General features: G+C 34.1%; 14 protein-coding genes. 9 read left to right on the top strand and 5 right to left on the bottom strand.

All coding sequences use genetic code 11. The features are described from left to right. Positions 1-31 precede the first annotated feature (31 nt). Positions 32-835, top strand: coding sequence for an SDR family oxidoreductase (locus ACQKCJ_RS19330; protein ID WP_427402732.1), 804 nt, complete (start codon positions 32-34; stop codon positions 833-835). A gap of 28 nt (positions 836-863) precedes the next feature. Here the strand turns inward: ACQKCJ_RS19330 and ACQKCJ_RS19325 are convergent, their stop codons facing one another. Then, entirely contained in the window at positions 864-1,955 is a 1,092-nt protein-coding gene (locus ACQKCJ_RS19325; RefSeq protein ID WP_427402746.1) for a GAF domain-containing sensor histidine kinase, read from the bottom strand. 2 nt (positions 1,956-1,957) lie between these two features. Further along, positions 1,958-2,203, bottom strand: coding sequence for a hypothetical protein (locus ACQKCJ_RS19320; protein ID WP_427402731.1), 246 nt, complete (start codon positions 2,201-2,203; stop codon positions 1,958-1,960). Between the two features lie 216 nt (positions 2,204-2,419). On the opposite strand from ACQKCJ_RS19320, the gene fsa reads away from it, so the two are divergent. Together fsa and ACQKCJ_RS19310 are read left to right on the top strand one after the other, a co-directional pair. Next, the gene (gene fsa / locus ACQKCJ_RS19315) at positions 2,420-3,076 is read left to right on the top strand and encodes a fructose-6-phosphate aldolase (protein ID WP_192187922.1); all 657 of its coding nucleotides are present in this window, start codon (positions 2,420-2,422) and stop codon (positions 3,074-3,076) included. Positions 3,077-3,165: 89 nt separating this feature from the next. Then, on the top strand, positions 3,166-3,663 hold the full coding sequence (locus ACQKCJ_RS19310) for a hypothetical protein (RefSeq protein WP_271336044.1): 498 nt from the start codon (positions 3,166-3,168) through the stop codon (positions 3,661-3,663). Positions 3,664-3,837: 174 nt separating this feature from the next. Here ACQKCJ_RS19310 and ACQKCJ_RS19305 read toward each other — a convergent pair whose 3' ends face one another. The 3 genes from ACQKCJ_RS19305 to ACQKCJ_RS19295 form a co-directional block, all read right to left on the bottom strand. After that, positions 3,838-5,310 carry an MFS transporter gene (locus ACQKCJ_RS19305; RefSeq protein WP_271336045.1) on the bottom strand — a complete coding sequence of 491 codons (1,473 nt, stop codon included), beginning with the start codon at positions 5,308-5,310 and terminating at the stop codon, positions 3,838-3,840. A gap of 176 nt (positions 5,311-5,486) precedes the next feature. Next, positions 5,487-6,188, bottom strand: a complete 702-nt coding sequence (locus ACQKCJ_RS19300) for a LytR/AlgR family response regulator transcription factor (protein ID WP_271336046.1) — start codon at positions 6,186-6,188, stop codon at positions 5,487-5,489. After that, entirely contained in the window at positions 6,178-7,230 is a 1,053-nt protein-coding gene (locus ACQKCJ_RS19295) for a sensor histidine kinase (protein ID WP_271336047.1), read from the bottom strand. Before ACQKCJ_RS19295 ends, ACQKCJ_RS19300 begins: the two co-directional genes overlap by 11 nt. 270 nt (positions 7,231-7,500) lie before the next feature. Here ACQKCJ_RS19295 and ACQKCJ_RS19290 point away from each other — a divergent pair, with 270 nt between their 5' ends. From ACQKCJ_RS19290 to nagB, 6 genes are all read left to right on the top strand, one after another. Further along, entirely contained in the window at positions 7,501-10,689 is a 3,189-nt protein-coding gene (locus ACQKCJ_RS19290; RefSeq protein ID WP_427402730.1) for a SusC/RagA family TonB-linked outer membrane protein, read from the top strand. An 11-nt stretch (positions 10,690-10,700) separates the two neighbouring features. Continuing rightward, positions 10,701-12,221, top strand: coding sequence for a SusD/RagB family nutrient-binding outer membrane lipoprotein (locus ACQKCJ_RS19285; RefSeq protein ID WP_271336049.1), 1,521 nt, complete (start codon positions 10,701-10,703; stop codon positions 12,219-12,221). 89 nt (positions 12,222-12,310) lie between these two features. Continuing rightward, positions 12,311-13,336 carry a glycosyl hydrolase family 18 protein gene (locus ACQKCJ_RS19280; RefSeq protein ID WP_271336050.1) on the top strand — a complete coding sequence of 342 codons (1,026 nt, stop codon included), beginning with the start codon at positions 12,311-12,313 and terminating at the stop codon, positions 13,334-13,336. A 358-nt stretch (positions 13,337-13,694) separates the two neighbouring features. Next, positions 13,695-16,742, top strand: coding sequence for a SusC/RagA family TonB-linked outer membrane protein (locus tag ACQKCJ_RS19275; protein ID WP_271336051.1), 3,048 nt, complete (start codon positions 13,695-13,697; stop codon positions 16,740-16,742). Between the two features lie 11 nt (positions 16,743-16,753). Then, a complete protein-coding gene (locus tag ACQKCJ_RS19270; protein WP_427402729.1) occupies positions 16,754-18,331 on the top strand; it encodes a RagB/SusD family nutrient uptake outer membrane protein in 1,578 nt (525 codons plus the stop codon). A 119-nt stretch (positions 18,332-18,450) separates the two neighbouring features. Beyond that, on the top strand, positions 18,451-19,453 hold a 1,003-nt coding region (gene nagB / locus ACQKCJ_RS19265; protein ID WP_427402728.1), incomplete at its 3' end, for a glucosamine-6-phosphate deaminase.

Below are 19,453 nucleotides of genomic sequence, written 5' to 3'. Positions count from 1 at the left end.
TTACCTAATAACATTTAACATCTAACTTGCAATGAGCAAAGTCGTTTTAATAACCGGAGGATCTTCTGGGATTGGAAAATCAATTGGAGAATTTTTACATAAAAAAGGTTTCATAGTATACGGAACAAGCAGAAATCCTGAGAAAGTACTCAATTCAATTTTCCCGTTGGTTGCTTTGGATGTTCGCAATGCCGAATCGATAAAGTTGGCCGTAAATAAAATTATTGCAAATTCAGGTCGATTAGATGTGGTGATTAATAATGCAGGTGTTGGAATTACCGGACCTTTGGAAGAAATTCCGATGGAAGAAATTAAAAATAATTTCGAGACTAATTTTTTTGGACCTATTGAAGTAATGAAGGCTGTTTTGCCACAAATGCGTGAGCAGAAATCTGGTTTGATTATTAATATTACTTCGATTGCTGCTTATATGGGATTGCCATATCGCAGTGTTTACTCTGCATCAAAAGGAGCTTTGGAATTGATTACAGAAGCTTTGCGTATGGAAGTAAAGTCATTTGGAATCGAAATTACGAATGTGGCGCCTGGAGATTTTGCAACAAATATTGCATCAGGACGTTATCACGCGCCGGTTGTAAAAGGTTCTGCCTACGAAAAAGTATATGGAGAAACGCTTGCAACAATGAATGAGCATGTCGATGCGGGAAGTAATCCTACTGAAATGGCTGAATTTATTTATAAGATCATGCAGCAAAAAAAGCCAAACGTGCATTATAAAGTGGGGGCTTTCATGCAAAAGTTTTCGATTGTCTTAAAACGTGCTCTTCCTGATAAAGTATATGAAAATATGTTAATGAATCATTATAAATTGTAACAATACAATCTGAGAGCAAAATTCGAATCTATTCTACTGGAATAAAGATCTCGAATTTTGCTCCTTGATTCAGGATCCCTTCAGCCTTGATAAATCCGTTGTGATTTTCTACAATTCGTTTTACTATTGTGAGCCCAATTCCGGTACTTTTCAGGGGTTTTGTGTGTAGAGCCTGGAAAAGTCCAAATATTTTATCGCTGTACGACGGATCAAATCCAATACCGTTGTCTGCAATGGTTATTTTATAATATTTGGTAAGCGGTGAAAGTTTTTCTAATTCACCGTTTGTAATTTTTGCTGATACCGTGATGATTAAATTGCGGTCCGGACTTGCAAATTTTAATGAATTATTGATTAGGTTATAAAGTAATTGCCTGAATTGAAATTCTATTACAGAGAGTTTTCCTAATTCTTGTATATCAAAAGTTACATTTTTATTTTCAAACTCATTTGTAAGATCTTCAATAACATCTTTAGCGATAACATTTAAGTCTTTTAGTTCGAACTTTCTATCATCAAATTTTGTTTTAGAATAAATCAAAAGATCATTGATTAAATTTTGCATCCTAAAAGCTGAAGACTTGATTTTGTGAAATGCTGCTTTCCCTTTTTCTGATAAATTACAGGCTTCTTCGCGCTCAATTGTATCTGTAAATAGCTGAATTTTTCTTAGAGGCTCTTGTAAATCGTGACTTGAAATGTAGTTGAAAGCTTCGAGCTCGCTGTTCATTTTTTCTAATGAAATATTCTTTTGGATTAGCTTTTTCTCAATGCCTTTTTTTTCATCGACTGTTTTTTCAAGAAGATGTGTTTTTTCTTTTAGAATCAGTTTGTTTTCTGCTGACTGTTCTACTGCCGTAAGGTGAAACGAAATAAGCTCAGCGAATAAATTGAACATTTCGCTAATTTTGAATTCTTTTAAGCTGTTTGGTTTTGGGTCAATTGCACATAATGTTCCAAAAAAGCTTCCATCCTGACGTATTATTGGTACAGAAATATAGCTTTGCAATTTGTACATTGCGGGAGTATGGTGATCGTGATAATCAGGATCTTTGCTTACATTATCGATTATTACAGGTTTAGGATTTTGTCTGATTTCGTTACAAATCGTTGTTTTTATTTTTAATTCGTCTCCTGGTTTAAACCAAAATTAACATTGTCCTGTACGCTGCAAGTAATCCATCGATCCTCTGTTACTCTTGCTACTGCTGCAAAACCCATTCCGGTAGTTTGGCAAATAACATTAAGTAGATTAGGAACAATTGTAATGTTCTCGATATTAATTATATCTTGTTTGAAGTTATCTTCTAGCACTTTTTTATTGGGAATTTTATTGTTTAAAAGTACAAAAAATAAAATTAGTTTCATCTTATAGAAATAATGTGGTTGAATCTTGATATTTAGAATTTTTCTTTAGTTTTTTATTTTATGGAAATTATAAATTGTAATTTTGCACGGAATTTTGCGTGAGAGATAGAGGCGGTATCCTTTTGTGAAGTGAAACGGAACAAAAGATAAAGGCGAAAGCCCGATTCGCCGCGGCGAACACGCCCAAAAGAGGAACACAATTAAATAGATATAATTATGAAATTTTTTATTGACACAGCTAATTTAGCTCAGATTAAAGAAGCACAGGCTTTAGGTGTTTTAGATGGTGTAACAACTAACCCGTCATTGATGGCAAAAGAAGGAATTACCGGAAAAAACAACATTTTAAAGCACTATGTTGATATTTGCAATCTTGTTGAAGGAGATGTTAGTGCTGAAGTTAATGCGCTTGATTATGATGGAATGATCAAAGAAGGTGAAGAATTGGCTGAATTGCATGATCAGATCGTAGTTAAATTGCCTATGACTAAAGAAGGTGTAATGGCTGCAAAATATTTCTCTGATAAAGGAATTAAGACAAACGTTACATTAGTATTTTCTGCTGGTCAGGCTTTATTGGCTGCAAAAGCAGGAGCTACTTATGTTTCTCCTTTTATTGGTCGTTTAGATGATATATCAACTGATGGTTTGAATTTGATCGAAGAAATTAGATTGATTTATGATAACTATGGTTATGAAACTCAAATTTTAGCTGCTTCTGTGCGTCATACAATGCATATTGTAAATTGTGCTAAAATTGGTGCTGATGTTATGACGGGACCTCTTTCTGCAATTTACGGGTTGTTGAAACACCCATTAACTGATATTGGATTGGCTCAATTTGTAGCTGATTTCGAAAAAGGAAATAAGTAATACTCAGGTATTTAAAATTTAAAAATCGTCATCTTTTAAATAAGGTGGCGATTTTTTTTTACATTTATATGTCTCAAAAAGAAATGTATATGAAAAAAAGTATTTTGATTTTCGTGTTTTTGATTGGAAATATGGTGGCTAATGCTCAGGTTGCTAAAATTGTAAAACAGGTTAATGAAGCAGGTGATGTGGCCAGTTTTGAACTGGATTGTTCTGTGCAATTTCAAACGCTGGCAAAAGGTTTGCGGTATAACATTACACGCCATGAGTTTAAAGGGCCTGAATTGAAAAATTCATATCGATTATTATTGGTCATGGATGGGTTTTACTCTAATACACTGAATAAGACGATGACAATTTCAGCAGTTTTAAATGACGGAACTATTATCGAGGCGAAAAAAATTATCGAAGATGATGGTTTTTTCGATGGTGCCTGCACTTTGAAAATAAAAGACCCAAAAGCTCTTTTAGAAGCTAATATAGACAAAGTGATAGTACATGCTGATAAAGATGTTGTTTATACGTTGTCAGCGCAAAATAAAGCAGTATTCAAGAAGAATCTGGAAAATGTTATAAATGCTAAGTAGAGGCTCAAAGATGCAAAGGTATAAAGGTTCAAAGGTTTTGATTTGACGTATAGGAACCCTACAGGTTTTAAAAACCGGTAGGGTTTAGGAAAAGATAAAGTTGCAAATAAAAAAATCCCAAATTCCAATCGATAAAATTGGAATTTGGGATTTTTTTTGTTTTTATGATTTGGCTTAGTGACCTCCGCCTTCGCTTTGAATGTTATGATCAATTCCTTGTCTTTTTAAGATTTTTGGGCAATAGAAACCGTAAAATCCTAAATAAGCAAATCCAAGAAGTGGAATAACATAAGAGAAATGTGTCCATGTGATTCCGAAGATTCCTCCTGGACTGGTAAGATCAAAGTCGCAAATACTACCTTGAATCAAAGGAATAACTCCTCCTCCAAGAATCATCATAATTAAAAATGAAGATGCTTTTCCTGTATTTTTACCTAAACCTGCAATCGCTAAATCGAAGATCGACGGCCACATAATAGATAAGAATAAACCTCCGGAGATAAAGAAGAATTTAGCAATTGAAGGATCTGGCCAAACCAATCCTGCAACCATCATTAATAATCCTGATATTCCGAAAAGCATTAACGTTTTTCCGGCATTTTTACCACCTACAAAACTTACGGCGATAAACAATAAAATCCAAAGTGGATAAATATAGAATGCAGAAACATCGTGAGCAGCAAAAATGTTGGCGCCAATAATAACTCCAAAAGCTACTGCCGGTACAATGAATTTTAATGCTGTGTTTACTAAGTTAGAAGTGTTGAAAACGTTTGCACCACCATTCCAACGGCCTATCATTAAGCTTCCCCAATAAAGTGCAATAAATGGCGCTATGGCATCTTCTAAAACATTACCAAATTCAGCGGTATGCAATAAAGCGGGTAAGTTACTGATAATTGTAACTTCAGTTCCAACGTAAATGAAGATTCCTAACATTCCCAGGTATAGTTGAGGGTAGTCAGATATTTTGAATTTTTCGTGAGCTACCTTCACTACTTCTTCCTCTTCTTTTGCAGGATCTTCGATTTTAGAGAAGTTCATGAAAATGGCAACTGCGATAAAAGCAAGTCCAAGGATAATAAAAGGTAGTTTGATATCTTCTAATGAAAGTGATGTGTTTTTGTTATCTCCCATTCCAAACAAAGCAATTCCTAATAAAATAGCTCCAATTGTTGTTCCAAAAGAATTAATACCTCCTGCTAAAGTCAAACGGTGAGCTCCTGTTTGAGGGCTTCCCATTTTAATTGCAAGTGGATTCGCTACAATTTGCTGGATTGAAAATCCTAAACCTACAGTAAATAAAGCTGTTAAGAAGAATGGAAAGCTTTCCATTGTTGCGGCAGGAATAAATAAGAATGATCCAACTGCTGAAAGAAGTAAACCAGCAGAAAGGGTTTTTTTGTATCCAAATTTTTGTAAAACATCTACTTTTGTAGATACTAAAAAGAAAATCACAGACCCTACGAAGTATGCGGCGTAAAATGCCCAGGCTACTAATTGTGATTGTACTTGAGATAAAGTAAAAACTTTTTTGAATACCGGAATCAGGATATCATTGGCAGAACCAACAAAACCCCAAAAGAAGAAAACAATTATCAACGAGATAAACTGTCCCCATTTGGTTTGAACATTTTCTGAACTCATAATTTAAGAGGTTAATTTTTTATTTTATTGTTTTTTGAAGACCGTAAATATATTTGTTAAGTATATCAAAAAAAAATAAAAAGGCACAAATAATGTTAAATTTAAACGAACGACGTCATTTTTTCAACAAAGTGTTAATTTTTACCGACTTAGAAAATGAATTTAAAAGTTAAAGTTTATTCAAGAATTTTATTTTTTACCTCTTTACTGTAATTTCTGCCAATAGGAATGGTGTAAGATTGTATCTGAATACGGTTTCCTTCGATAGATTTTACCTTATTTAGCGCAATTACATACGATTTATGAATGCGTAAAAAGCGATCTGCAGGTAATTCTTCAGACAAAGATGTCAATGATTTATGGGTAATGTAAGTTTTATCAGGCGTGACAACTTTTATATATTCCTTCATGCCCTCAACAAATAGGATTTCTTCAATGTTAATTTTCATCATTTTTTTATCGACTTTGATAAAAATATGAGAATCGCCTTTTGTGGTTTCAACCTTGATATTGTTTTTTACATTGTATTCAGTAGTGATTTTATTGATACATTTTATAAAACGCGGTAATGGAATTGGTTTTACTAAATAATCCAGAACATCAAGATCATAGCTTTCTGCTGCAAACTCCCTGAAGGCAGTGGTAATAATGACTTTTGTTTTGTTTTCTATTAAGCTAATAAGTTCAAAACCTGTCATCATAGGCATATTAATGTCCAGAAACACGGCATCCACAGCAGTACTGTTTATAAAATCAAGCGCTTCTAAAGAATTATTGAATGTACCAATTACCTCAAAATCTGTAAAATTTGTAAAATAATTTTGCAGGACTTTGATCGCTAATGGCTCATCATCAATCAACACGCATTTAATCTTCATTATTAATAGGTATTTGCAAACGGATTATATAGTAGTTTAATTTAGTGGTATTTTTTAAACTGAAATCGTTTTTGTAAATTAATTTTAATCTTTTTTTGGTATTTACTAAGCCAATTCCGCCTTTGGTATTTAAATTTTGTGAATTTACAAAATTATTTAAGATTTCAAAATCCAATATTTTATTATCGATAATCTTACAATTGATTTTAATTTTTAAGTTATTGTTGTTTATACTCCCGTGTTTAAAGGCATTTTCGACCAATGAAATGAATATTAGAGGAGGTACTATAATGTCATCGATATTAGATTCTAAGTTTACTGTAACTTCTACATTATCAAAGCGTAACTTCTCAATTTCGATATAATTTTGAATATAATCAATTTCTTTAATTAATGGAACAAATTTGGTTCCTTTTACATCATATAAAACATATTCCATCAAATTTGATAGTTTTATAATTACATCCGGAACCTTATCAGAAGATTCTAATGACAATGCATAGAGATTGTTTAGGGTGTTGAAAAAGAAATGCGGCTGGATTTGATTTTCAAGATACTTTAGTTTGATTTTAAACTGATTTTCTCTCAAAGATCTGTTTCTTTCTCTCTCTCTTAACCACGTTAGTGTAAGGTAAACGGATGATGCCATGGCAAGAACGTACAATTCGCCAATGCAAACGGCAACAATATGGTTGATTTCGAAAGGATGATATTCTCTATTCGCCTCAGGCCAGATGTTTTCTGATATAATATAATAGGTAAGAGCTGTTTTTAGTAAATAGATGCAAAATAAACTTATGATCAGCGAAATTGTATATGTAATATATTTCTGCTTTAATACATAACGTGGTACTAAAACAAAAAGATTAAAATAGACAAGTGGGATATGCAAAGAGAACTCAATCAGGTTTGATTTGAAGGAGTAAGGATAATCATTAAAGTAAGCTCCCCATCGTAAAAAGTTAAGAGTGAAATAGCTGCCCCAAAACCAAACGTGGTTTTTAAGCTTAATGTCAAATTTTAATTTTTGGATTTCAGTCAACTTTACTTTTGCAATTTGTTATTAGGTATTCTTTTACTTATAAATATTGTGCAACTTTAAACAATTACTGGGTAAAACGCAATTCTTTTGAATAAAATTTTGTAAAAAAAGGTAAAATTTATATTATCTATTTGGGATATCGTTTTCGTAAAACGTATTATTGATTGTTTTGTGTCGTTGGTTTAAGGTTTTGTGCTGTTTGTTTAAAATGTTTTATTTATGTTAATTTTAACAATAGATTTATCGCTTAACCAACAAAACCATGTTAAAATGAAACAAATTATGTTAATCTTTATGTTTGTGTTTACTGCGCAGGTCACGCTTGCCCAAGTAAAAACAATCAAAGGTTTAGTGAGCGATCAAAACGGATTGCCGCTGCCAGGAGTAAGTATTGTAATTCAAGGAGGGAAAACAACCGCCCAATCTGATTATGACGGAAAATATACGATACAAGCATCTGCAGGAGATGTTCTTGTGTTTTCGTATATCGGTATTAAAACCAAGACTGCCACTGTAGGCGAATCAACTACAGTAAATGTTGTATTGGCAGAAGATACACAAAACCTAAATGAAGTTGTAGTGACTGCGTTAGGTATTAAGAGACAGAAGAAAGAACTGGGTTATGCGGTTCAGGATATTAAAGGAGATCAGCTTAATAAAGTGATTACAACAAATGTAGCATCGTCGCTTTCAGGTAAAATTGCCGGAGTTGATGTTTCGATGCCTTCGACAGGAGTAGGAGGGAGTGCCAGAGTTATTATTAGAGGTATTTCTAGTATAGGCGAGAGTAACCAGCCGCTTTATATTGTAGATGGAGTGCCAATTGATAACTCAGGTTTGAATAATGACAATGCCGCAGCCAGTAAATGGTTTGACGGAAGAGATAACGGTGACGGTCTTTCGAGCATTAACCCGAATGATATTGAGAGTCTGACTGTATTAAAAGGCGCAGCTGCATCAGCTTTGTACGGTTCGAGAGCTTTAAACGGGGTAATACTAATTACGACTAAAAAAGGAAGCAAAGGAAAATTGCAAGTAGAACTGACCAGCGGTGTTAGTTTTGATCGTGTAAATGCAAAGTATGATGATTTTCAAGATGAATATGGTACTGGAGGCCGCGGAATTTTGCCGGATCCTTTAAAGGCACCTAGTGAAATTTACGGATATACGACTAGTGCATGGGGACCTAAATTTTCTAATCATGTAGGAGAACAGGTAAAAATATTTGATGGTTCTATGCGTCCTTATGCTAAAGTGGATAATAATATTCAGGATTTTTTCAGAACCGGTGTTACAACAACAAACGGAATTGCACTTTCTGGAGGAAGTGAAAACGCATTTCTTCGTTTTGGATTTAATAACATGAAAAATGATGACGTTATTCCAAATTCAGGATTAGAAAGAAATAATGCGACTTTAAACGCTACTTTAAAATCAGAGAAATTTACTTTAGATGCTAATGTAAATTACATGATGGAAACAACAAATAATCGACCTGGCTTAGGTGATTCTCCTAACAATGTTGGTTATTCCTTAAGTGGTCTGGCACCAAATATTGATCAGGCGTGGTTGAAAAATTATGGAAATCCGGAGACTGCAGAAATCTATAAGTGGAATAACAATATTTATCAATTGAATCCTTATTTAACGGTAGATGCGAATCACAATTCCTCTAAGAAAAATCGTTTTACAGGGAATGTTGCAGGAACCTATCAACTTGAAAAATGGGTTGGACTGACTTTTAGAACCGGTTTGGATACTTATGTTTTTGATTCTAAAGATTTCATGGTTCCGGGCAATACATGGCCAGGAAGAGATACTGGTTATCTTGGATTAAATGATATTACGGTTTCTGAAATGAATACTGATATCATCGCCAGCTTTAATGCAATCAAATTAGCTACTGATTTGACTTTTTCAGGAATTTTAGGAGCAACAAGAAGGGATTTCAGGAGATCAGAAAATTCTAGTCAGGGAACCAATATTATTCAGCCGGGAACAGAATATATTAGTAATTTTTCAACTCAGACAATAAATGCACCAATAGAAACAAGAACAAGAACAAATTCAGTTTACGGTTCTGCAAAGTTGGATTACAAAGGTTATTTATATGCTGAGTTTACAGGAAGAAATGACTGGTTCAGTGTTATTAATAAAGATGCTTTTTATCCGGGAGCCTCATTAGGTTTCGTATTCTCAGATGCATTTAATATTAAGAGTGATGCTTTTTCTTATGGAAAATTAAGAGCTTCATGGGCAAAAGTTTCTAATGCTCCGGGAGCTTATAAAAATTCATTAAACTACACAACTTACTCTTCTTATGACGGACAGAGTGTGGTAAATGTTAAGAATACATCGGCTCCAAATGCGAACTTGACTTTTCAGACAAAAAAAGGAATTGAGTTTGGTTTAGAAACGGCTTTCTTTAAAAACAGATTAAAAGCAGATATTACGGTATATCGTGAGGATACATCTGATCAGACACTTGATTTAGCCTCTTCTGCAACATCAGGATATGAATTTCTTTCAGTAAATGCGGGAGAATTACGTAACGAAGGTATTGAGATATTTTTATCAGGTACTCCAATTAAAACTAAGAATTTTGAATGGGGAATTGATTTGAATTTTTCTAAGAATAAAAACTCAATTCTTTCTTTGCATCCGGATATCAGTACTTATACTATTTCTGAGGCGCGTTGGGCTAATGCCGCAATTGTAGCACAGGTTGGCGGACAATTTGGAACCATTATTGGGAAAGATTTTCAAAGAACAGCTTCGGGAGAAATGATTGTAGGGGCAAATGGTATGCCTGTTTACACAGATAATAAGGTTGCTTTAGGAAAAGGACTTCCGGATTGGGCTGCTGGTTTAACCAATAGATTTTCTTATAAAGGAATCACGCTTCAGTTTTTATTGGATATGAAATTTGGTATGGATGTGTATTCTATGACAAACTCTGTTGCTGCAGCAAGAGGATTATTAGATATTACTACAGAAGGAAGAGATGCTTATATTGCTGCAAGAACGCAAGCTGCCGCGACTGATCCTAATTTCGATATCACTAAATGGGTTCCTACGGGTGGTTATGTAGCAAATGGAGTGGTAAATACAGGAACGGCTGATAATCCTGTTTATGTAAAAAACACAAAACCTGTAGATCCTCAGGATTATTGGAGAGATGTTACAGATAATACGCCTGCACCTTTTATTTATGATGCTTCTTTTGTGAAATTAAGAGAGGTAAGTTTAGGGTATACCATACCTAAAAGTGTTTTTGGCGGAGCAAAAATAAATTCTATCTATCTTTCTGTATTTGCAAGAAATCTATTGACATTCAGTAAAGATTTACCAAACATAGATCCGGAGTCGATGTATACTTCAGGAAATGGACAAGGTTTTGAATATGGTTCATTACCATCAAGGAAATCGTATGGCTTTAATATTAAAATTACATTCTAAAAAAGTAAATTATGAAAATCAAATATATAATAGCCATACTTGCAGTATTTACGGTAGTTGGCTGTACAGAAAACTTTGACGAACTGGAAAAAGATCCTGTGGCATTATCTGCAAATCCGGCAGGTCAGCTTACATTTACCCAATTGTGTATGTCCGGAGACGGATACTATCAGCACAGAACTAATTTAATATATGCAGGAGGTTTTGTGCAGCATTACTCTGGTTCCTGGGGGGTTACAAACTACGGTGGCAAATTTAATAATTCAGAGGAATATGCAGTGGCTTTATGGAGAAACGTATATGCTCATGAAATGAAAAGTGTTGTTGATATTCTTGATGTAACGAGTAAAGATCCTTTGGCTGTAAATATGAATGCTGTTGCTAAAATTATGAAAGTGATGGTTGCACAGCGTTTGACAGATATTTATGGTGATGTACCTTATTCAGAAGCAGGTTTAGCTTTTTCTAAAGGAATTGTAACACCCAAATATGATAAACAAGAAGATATCTATGCTTCTTTTTTTAAAGAATTAGATGAAGCTTTTAATCAGTTAAATACTGGGAAAGATTTGATAAAAGGAGATCTGTTTTATAAAGGAGATGTTTCAAAATGGAAAAAATTAGCCAACACGATGCGTTTGCGTGCGGCAATGAGAATTTCAGAAGTAAACCCTGCTGAAGCAGAAAAACAAGCGAAAGCAGCGCTTCAGAATGGAGTTTTTGAAAGTAATGATGACAACTGTATTATGCATCATTTAGATTTTCCTTTTAGTGATGATCCTGCCAGATTGGATTACAGAGGAAACGGATTGTCTTATGGTTTTATAGGAAATGATCAGGGAGATCATTTTAGTTCACTGCTAATAGACTATCTAAAAAATAACGGAGATCCAAGATTGACTATGATCGCTACTCCCAAAACAAGTAGTAGTGTCGTTCCCTGGGCACCTATACAGCCAGGCGAAACATTATATGAAGGTGTTAAACCTGGAGTATTTAGATGGGAGCTTGCCGGAGGATCAAATTCAGCCTCTGGTATACAGTCTTATTTAAAATTAAGAACAACTCCATTTTTGCATGTAAGTTATTCAGAGACAGAACTATTATTGGCAGAAGCAGCTTATAGAGGCTGGGTTTCAGGTTCTGCAGCAGATTATTATAAAAAAGGTGTTGAGGCAGGTGTGAAGCAATTAGAGATTTATGGTGCGGCTCCTGCAAGTCAGGCAAGTATCGATGCTTATGTAAATGCCAAGCCATTAGTGGCAGGAACAGAAAAAGAACAAATTGGAACACAAATTTGGATCACCTATTTATTCAATAGTATCGAAGCATACTCTAACTGGAGAAGAACAGGATATCCTCATTTAGTACCCATAACAAATTCAGATTCCGGAACAGGCGGAGTTGTGCCAACACGTTTGTACTATCCAAGTGATGAATTACAAAAAAACGAAAAAAATTATCAGGAAGCTGTAGCAAGATTAGGAGGGAAGAATGATTGGTTAGGTAAAGTTTGGTGGGATGTAAACTAAAAATAAAATCTCAAATATAAAGTTATGCCTAATAAGGTGTTATTTTCATTCTAATTAAGATTAAAAACAAGAAGTTTAAATTAAAAATTATGATAAAAAATAAAGCCTTACTAGGCATCCTTTTTTTTCTAAGTTCTCTTTTTTCAGCGTACAGCTGTTCAGCTGAAAAACAATCTGATCCTGAAAATTCAAAAACTAAAACTGCAAGAGTCGTAGGTTATTTATCATCAGGGAATTTCGATAAAATGAATTCTATACAGTTTTGCAAATTGACACATCTTAATATCGCATTTGCAAATCCGGATAAAAATGGAAATTTAATTTTTAACGGAGATCTTGATTCGCTTATTAAATATGTCAAATCAGTTAATCCTACTATTATAATAAGTATTTCGCTTGCCGGTGGAGTGATATCAGAAGAGCAAGCATCAAATTGGTCTTTTTTGATAGACAAACCGGAAAACAGGCCGGGTCTAATTCAGAACATAATAAGTTTTGTAGAGTTGCACGATCTGAATGGGGTAGATGTAGATCTGGAATGGAACGCTGTGACCTCAGGATATAGCGGTTTTATTATTGAATTAAAAAAGAGCCTTGCAGAACATAAAAAATTATTAACGGCAGCTTTGCCCAATAATACCCGTTTCGAAAATATAAATTCGGCAGCATTAAATGCGTTCGATTTTATTAATGTAATGGCTTATGACAGCACAGGACCATGGACTCCTAATAATCCCGGACAGCATAGTTCTTTTGATTTTGCAAAAGAAGGAATTGATTTTTGGCACAAACTTCAAAATGTTCCAAGTGATAAAATTACTCTGGGTGTGCCTTTTTACGGTTATAATTTTACTTATCCTGATGCTACAAGTTCTACATATGCTCAAATTATAGAAGCAGGAACTCAATTTGCAGATCAGGACGAATTAGGTAAGATATATTATAATGGCAGACCTACAATTGCCAAAAAAGTAACATTGGCTTCTGAAAATACGGGCGGTATTATGATTTGGGAATTAGCTCAGGATTCTTTCAATGAATATTCTTTACTGGATCTTATTCATAAAACATTTACAACTTTAAAAGTAAAGACAACAGGTTTATGTGGAAATTAAAATGAATATCGTTTAAATTGAAAATACAATACTTTGTTAAAGCAGTAAGATTATGAGTATTATTTTTTTGCATATAATTAAAAAAATAGCCTCTTTAGTTTTAAATTCACATATAAACATCACGTTATTAGGTTTTTATTGTAAATGGGGAATTTTTACTAAATAAGTAAATTCTATGAATAAAATAGTGGTAAATGTGATAAAAACGATAGATAAAGTAATTTGAAAACGTTTTCGTGAAACGTATTATTGATTGTTTTATGTCGTTGGTTTAAAATTTGCAGTCGTTTGTATAAATTATTTTTTTTAACAATCCCTTAAGAATAAATTTACACCATAACTAACAAAATAAATAAACATGAAAAAAATTTTCTTAATCTTTATGATTGTTTTTACGGCGCAAGTTTCGCTTGCACAAGTAAAAAATGTCAAAGGTGTGATTACAGATTCTGAGGGGATGCCATTGCCAGGGGCATCTGTTGCAGTACAAGGAGGTCAAAAAGGTGCTACTACCGATTTTGATGGTTTGTACACAATTGAAGCACAAAAAGGACAGACTTTAGTTTTTACTTATGTAGGTCTTGAAACACAAAGAGTTGTTGTTGGTGATGCTGCCACAATTAATGTTAAAATGATCACTGCAGCATCTAATGCATTAACAGAAGTTGTTGTAACTTCATTAGGTCTTAAGAAAACTAGAAAATCTTTAACTTATTCTGCTCAGGAACTTAAAGGAGAAGAACTAACTCGTGTAAAAGATGCCAACATTATCAATACAATTGCTGGTAAAATTGCCGGTGTTGCCGTAACAAAAAGTTCTGGTGGTACTGGAGGATCTACTAAAGTACTTATTCGTGGTAACTCTTCTATCATGAACAGTCAGCCTCTTTATGTTATTGATGGTATTCCTTTGTATAACGGAAGTTCGAATCAGCCAAACGATTCATTTGGTAGTACTGCCGGAGGTAACCGTGATGGTGGAGATGTTGTATCATTAATTAATCCTGATGATTACGAAGGAATGACAGTACTTAAAGGTGCAGCAGCATCTGTACTATACGGATCTCAGGGAGCAAATGGTGTTATCTTGCTTTCTTCTAAAAAGACTAAAGAAAACACTTCTAACTTAGCAGTTTCTTCTGTTACAACTTTTGAGTCGGTACATTCTTTGCCAAAATTCCAACATGAATATGGAACGGCTGGTGCTCAAAAATCTTGGGGAGGAAAAGTGCAGTCAAATGATTTTGAAAAAGACTTTTTTAATACGGGAGTTACACAAATTACTTCATTAGCGTTTACAACAGGAACAGAAGTAAATTCAACAAGTATATCTTATGCTAATACTTCTGCATCAGGAGTGATAGAAGGAAACGGGTTAAAGAAAAATAATTTTGGGATTCGTCAGACAGCGAAATTTTTTAATAATAAATTAACTGTTTCTGCTGATGCAAAATATACAACTCAAACTATTGATAACAGACCTGTAAACGGACTTTATTCAAATCCTCTTACGGGAGTATATTTGTTTCAAAGAGGAAATGACTTTAATTATTATAAAGATAATTTTGAAGCTTATCAGCCAGATCGAAATTTATACGGACAAAATTTTTATACTTTGCCAAATGCTGATATTTATGTTCAAAACCCATATTGGTTAATTAATAGAAACAAATCTGTTGATAAAGATAATTTCTTTAATGGAAATATAGCGTTAGACTATAAAGCAAACAACTGGTTAAGTATTGGTGCAAGATATAGTTATAACAGAATTGAAAACGATTTTGATAAAAGGATATACGCAACTACAAACATTTCCTTATCTAATATAAATGGTAGATACATTAATGTTGCCACATTAAGCACACAGCGTTACGGAGATTTAATCGCTAAAATCAATACGAACTTCAACGAAGATTTCAGTTTTAATGCCATAGTTGGGGCAAGTATCAATAACACATTAGGAAATCATGCAACTACTTTGGATTCTGGTATTGTTGGAGGGCTTGTTAATGCAAACTTGTTTACTTTAGGTAACTTTGGAAGCGCTTCCGGATTAGATAATTTAAGTTTACAGTCTACTGGTTCTTCAAGAGAAGTTCAATCTGTATTTGCATCTGCAACTTTTGGTTATAAAAGTATGTTGTATTTAGATGTTACAGGACGTAACGACTGGTCTTCTACGTTGGTAAATACAGATACTGGATCCTATTTCTATCCATCTGTAGGGGTTACAGCTCTTTTGAGTGAAATGACAACTATGCCAGCTTGGATTAACTTTGCTAAAGTGAGAGGAACTTATGCGCAAGTTGGTAATGATATTTCGACTTTTGTAACTTCTCCAAAATCAACTATCCAGGGAGGTAATATTCTTTATCCTTCAGTAGGACCAAGACCAGGTGAATCATTAAAACCAGAATTAAAATCAGAATACGAATTTGGTACTGAGTGGAGAATGTTTAATAACAGATTAGGTTTTGAGATTTCATACTATAATTCAGTAACTAAAAATCAGTATGTTCAGGTTGCTGCGCCTGCAACCAACCCTTTTGGTTACATAAACTATGGAATTAATGCTGGTAGTATTGCAAATCAAGGTTTTGAAGTTGTTCTTACCGGAAAAATCATTGCCGGAGATAAATTTTCTTGGGACACTACAGTAAATTATTCTCAAAACAGAAATAAAGTTAAAGAAATTCCTGAAGAATTAGGAGGTACAATTCCGTTGACACCTGTAAATAATATCAATTACAGATATGCTTTAACTGAAGGAAGACCATTTGGAGTTATTGAAGGTAAACATATTGTAAAAAACGATAAAGGAGAAATTGTTTTAGATGATAAAGGAAATGTATCGTTAGAAGCTGGATTGCGCGAAGTAGGTAATGCAAATCCTGATTTTATGTTAGGATGGTCAAACACATTTAAGTTTGGTGCTTTTACAGCAAACTTCTTAATCGACGGACGTTTTGGCGGAGATGTAATGAGTATTACAGAATCTATGAATGATTTTTATGGAGTTTCAAAAAGAAGTGGAGATGCAAGAAACGCAGGCGGTGTTGCAATTGATGCAGTTAGGCCTGATGGTTCAAAAGTAACGAGTATGCCTGCTGAGCAGTATTACACTACAGTTGCCGGGGTTAATGGTGCTACAGCTGAATATGTATATTCTGCTACAAATGTAAGTTTAAGAGAGGTTTCACTTGGTTATACTTTCAACAAAAAAGTACTTCCGTTTGTTAATACGGCAACTTTATCATTAATCGCAAGAAACTTATTCTTTATTTATAAAGATGCACCTTTTGATCCAAACATTGCTTTAAGTACAGGTCAAGGTTTACAGGGAGTTGATATTTATGGTATGCCATCAACAAGAAGTATTGGTCTTAATTTAAATGTAACTTTCTAATTTAAAATATCATGAAAACAAATAATATAAAAAAATCATTAATCTGTTTCGGTCTTTTAGCCTTAGTTGGTTGTACAGATAATTTCGAAAAGATTAACAGTAATCCTGATGCTTTTACACAAGATGAACTAAAACAGGACTTTAATTATATAAAAGGTCCTTTTACAACCATGTTTGATAATGTAATGGTGAATGTTCCGGGTTGGAAATACCAGGTAGCCATCGACTTATCGGGTAATAATTGGGGAGGTTACACGACCCCACCAGGTTTTGATGGAGCTAATAATCTTTCCTATGCACTTTCTGATAACTGGAACCTTTGGGGCTGGGAAGCTATTTACACACAGGTTATGGCAAATTATTTAAAAGTTGAAGCTGCATCCAAAGGTAAATATGATGAGTTTTACGCTCTTGCTACAATTATTAAAGTACAAACTTTACATAAAGCAGCAGATTCATGGGGGCCAATTGTATACTCAAAATTAGGTACTACTGATGCAGCAATTGGATACGATTCTCAGGAAGAAGCTTATGGGTTAATGTTTAAAGACTTAGATTTTGCTGTTGCAGAATTAACAAAAAGAGTCGATGCCGGCGAGAAAAGTTCTTTTACGAATATAGATCGTTCAACATATGAAGGTGATTATAAAAAATGGGTTATATATGCGAATTCATTACGTTTAAGATTAGCAATGCGTATTGTAAAAGTTAATCCAGCATTAGCTAAAGAAGAAGCTGAAAAAGCCGTTAGCCAAAAATTTGGTGTGATGAAAGTTGTAAGCGATAGTTTTATAGTAACTAAAAATGTATCACAGCATCCTCTTAAGGTATCTGCTTATGAATATAATGACAGCCGTATGTCTGCAGACATGGAGTCTATTATGGGAGGTTACAATGATCCTAGAATGCAGGTTTATTTTACAACATCTGATCAAGTTCCCGGAGAATATAAAGGAGTTCGTACCGGAGGAAATCAGGGAGATAAAACGATACATATGCCATTCTCAAATTTTGGTAAAATAATAAGAGACGATAAAAGAGTAGTATGGCTGAACACTTCTGAAATTTACTTTTTAAGAGCAGAAGGAGCGCTAAGAGGATGGAATATGGGTGGTGACGCCGAAACATTGTATAAAGCAGGTATTAATGCATCATTTGATTTGCTTGCTACTGGAGGCGCTGCTGATTATATCGCTGATAATGTAAAAATGGCTAAAGATTATGTAGATCCGGTTGCCCCATCTAATAATGGCTTAGCAGTAAATAAAGTTACCGTTGCCTGGGATAATGCAGCAAGTAATGAAGTAAAATTGCAAAAAATCATCACTCAAAAATGGATTGCTAATTTTCCTGATGGGATGGAAGCTTGGGCAGATCATCGTAGAACGGGTTATCCTAAATTATTACCAATTATTAACAATCAAAGTGGTGGTGCAGTTACTACTGAATTTGGGGTAAGAAGAATACCTTTTGTTTCTAGTGAAAAAGACGGAAACCCTGAAGGACTTAAAACAGGAATTGCAAAGCTTAATGGTCCTGATACTGGAGGAACAAGAAATTGGTGGGATGTGAATGCTCCGAATTTCTAGAATAAAATATCAAAGAACTATAAGAATTTAAGTTTGGTTAGTAAATGGTATAAGCAATGTGAGTTGCTTATACCATTTCAAAAACCAAAGTTGTAAATACAAAAAAAAAGAAAAAAGACATGAAAAGTGCTTTAGAAATAAAACCTGATATCAGCTATAAAAGCGCGGGAAAATTTGAAGAGACGAGATTTGAGAAAATCCACAACGAAATCTTCAGAAATTCTACAGAAGCTTCGATAATTGTAGCGCAGGAAATCGCGCAATTAATTAGATCTAAACAAGAAAAAGGAAAATCTTGCGTATTAGGTTTAGCAACAGGTTCTTCTCCTATCAAAGTTTATGAGGAATTAGTGAGAATGCACAAAGAAGAAGGATTAAGTTTTAGCAATGTAATCACTTTTAATCTGGATGAATATTATCCAATGACCAAAGAGAACAATCAGAGCTATCATTATTTCATGCACCAGCATCTTTTTAACCATATTGATATCAAACCGGAGAACGTTAATATTCCTGATGGAACTGTAAATATTGAGGAATTAAATCAATATTGCATCGACTACGAAATGAACATTAAAAATGCCGGAGGACTTGATTTTCAGTTATTAGGAATTGGTCGTACAGGTCACGTAGGTTTCAATGAACCGGGATCACACGTCAATTCAGGAACCAGGATTATTACACTGGATCATATTACAAGAGTAGACGCTTCATCAGATTTTAATGGTATCGACAACGTTCCTAAAAGAGCGATTACCATGGGAGTTTCAACCATCATGAGATCTAAAAGAATCGTATTAATGGCCTGGGGACAAAACAAAGCCGATATCATCAAGAGAACTATTCAAGGTGATATATCTTCAGAAGTTCCTGCTACATTTTTACAAAACCATCCTAATGCAACCTTTGTATTAGACCAGTCTGCAGCATCAGAATTAACGCGTTTCAAAACGCCTTGGCTCGTTGGAGAATGCATCTGGAACCAGGAATTAAAAAGCAAAGCGATTGTTTGGTTGTGCCAAAAAATAAAACAATCAATATTAAAATTAACAGACAGAGATTACAACAATAACGGAATGTCTGATCTTTTGGCGCAGGAAGGTTCTGCTTATGATCTTAATA

The sequence above is a fragment of the Flavobacterium sp. NPDC079362 genome, from assembly GCF_050267765.1.
GTDB classification, from domain to species: domain Bacteria; phylum Bacteroidota; class Bacteroidia; order Flavobacteriales; family Flavobacteriaceae; genus Flavobacterium; species Flavobacterium azizsancarii.
The sequence above is the reverse complement of the archived record's forward strand: the minus strand, read 5'-3'. Positions and strand labels throughout refer to the sequence as shown.

What these genes read in the sequence shown, in the direction of transcription:
- ACQKCJ_RS19330 (WP_427402732.1), top strand. Translation starts at nt 32, where the DNA reads ATGAGCAAAGTCGTTTTAATAACCGGAGGATCTTCTGGGATTGGAAAA.
- ACQKCJ_RS19320 (WP_427402731.1), bottom strand. Translation starts at nt 2,203, where the DNA reads ATGAAACTAATTTTATTTTTTGTACTTTTAAACAATAAAATTCCCAAT.
- fsa (WP_192187922.1), top strand. Translation starts at nt 2,420, where the DNA reads ATGAAATTTTTTATTGACACAGCTAATTTAGCTCAGATTAAAGAAGCA.
- ACQKCJ_RS19310 (WP_271336044.1), top strand. Translation starts at nt 3,166, where the DNA reads ATGAAAAAAAGTATTTTGATTTTCGTGTTTTTGATTGGAAATATGGTG.
- ACQKCJ_RS19305 (WP_271336045.1), bottom strand. Translation starts at nt 5,310, where the DNA reads ATGAGTTCAGAAAATGTTCAAACCAAATGGGGACAGTTTATCTCGTTG.
- ACQKCJ_RS19300 (WP_271336046.1), bottom strand. Translation starts at nt 6,188, where the DNA reads ATGAAGATTAAATGCGTGTTGATTGATGATGAGCCATTAGCGATCAAA.
- ACQKCJ_RS19290 (WP_427402730.1), top strand. Translation starts at nt 7,501, where the DNA reads ATGAAACAAATTATGTTAATCTTTATGTTTGTGTTTACTGCGCAGGTC.
- ACQKCJ_RS19285 (WP_271336049.1), top strand. Translation starts at nt 10,701, where the DNA reads ATGAAAATCAAATATATAATAGCCATACTTGCAGTATTTACGGTAGTT.
- ACQKCJ_RS19280 (WP_271336050.1), top strand. Translation starts at nt 12,311, where the DNA reads ATGATAAAAAATAAAGCCTTACTAGGCATCCTTTTTTTTCTAAGTTCT.
- ACQKCJ_RS19275 (WP_271336051.1), top strand. Translation starts at nt 13,695, where the DNA reads ATGAAAAAAATTTTCTTAATCTTTATGATTGTTTTTACGGCGCAAGTT.
- ACQKCJ_RS19270 (WP_427402729.1), top strand. Translation starts at nt 16,754, where the DNA reads ATGAAAACAAATAATATAAAAAAATCATTAATCTGTTTCGGTCTTTTA.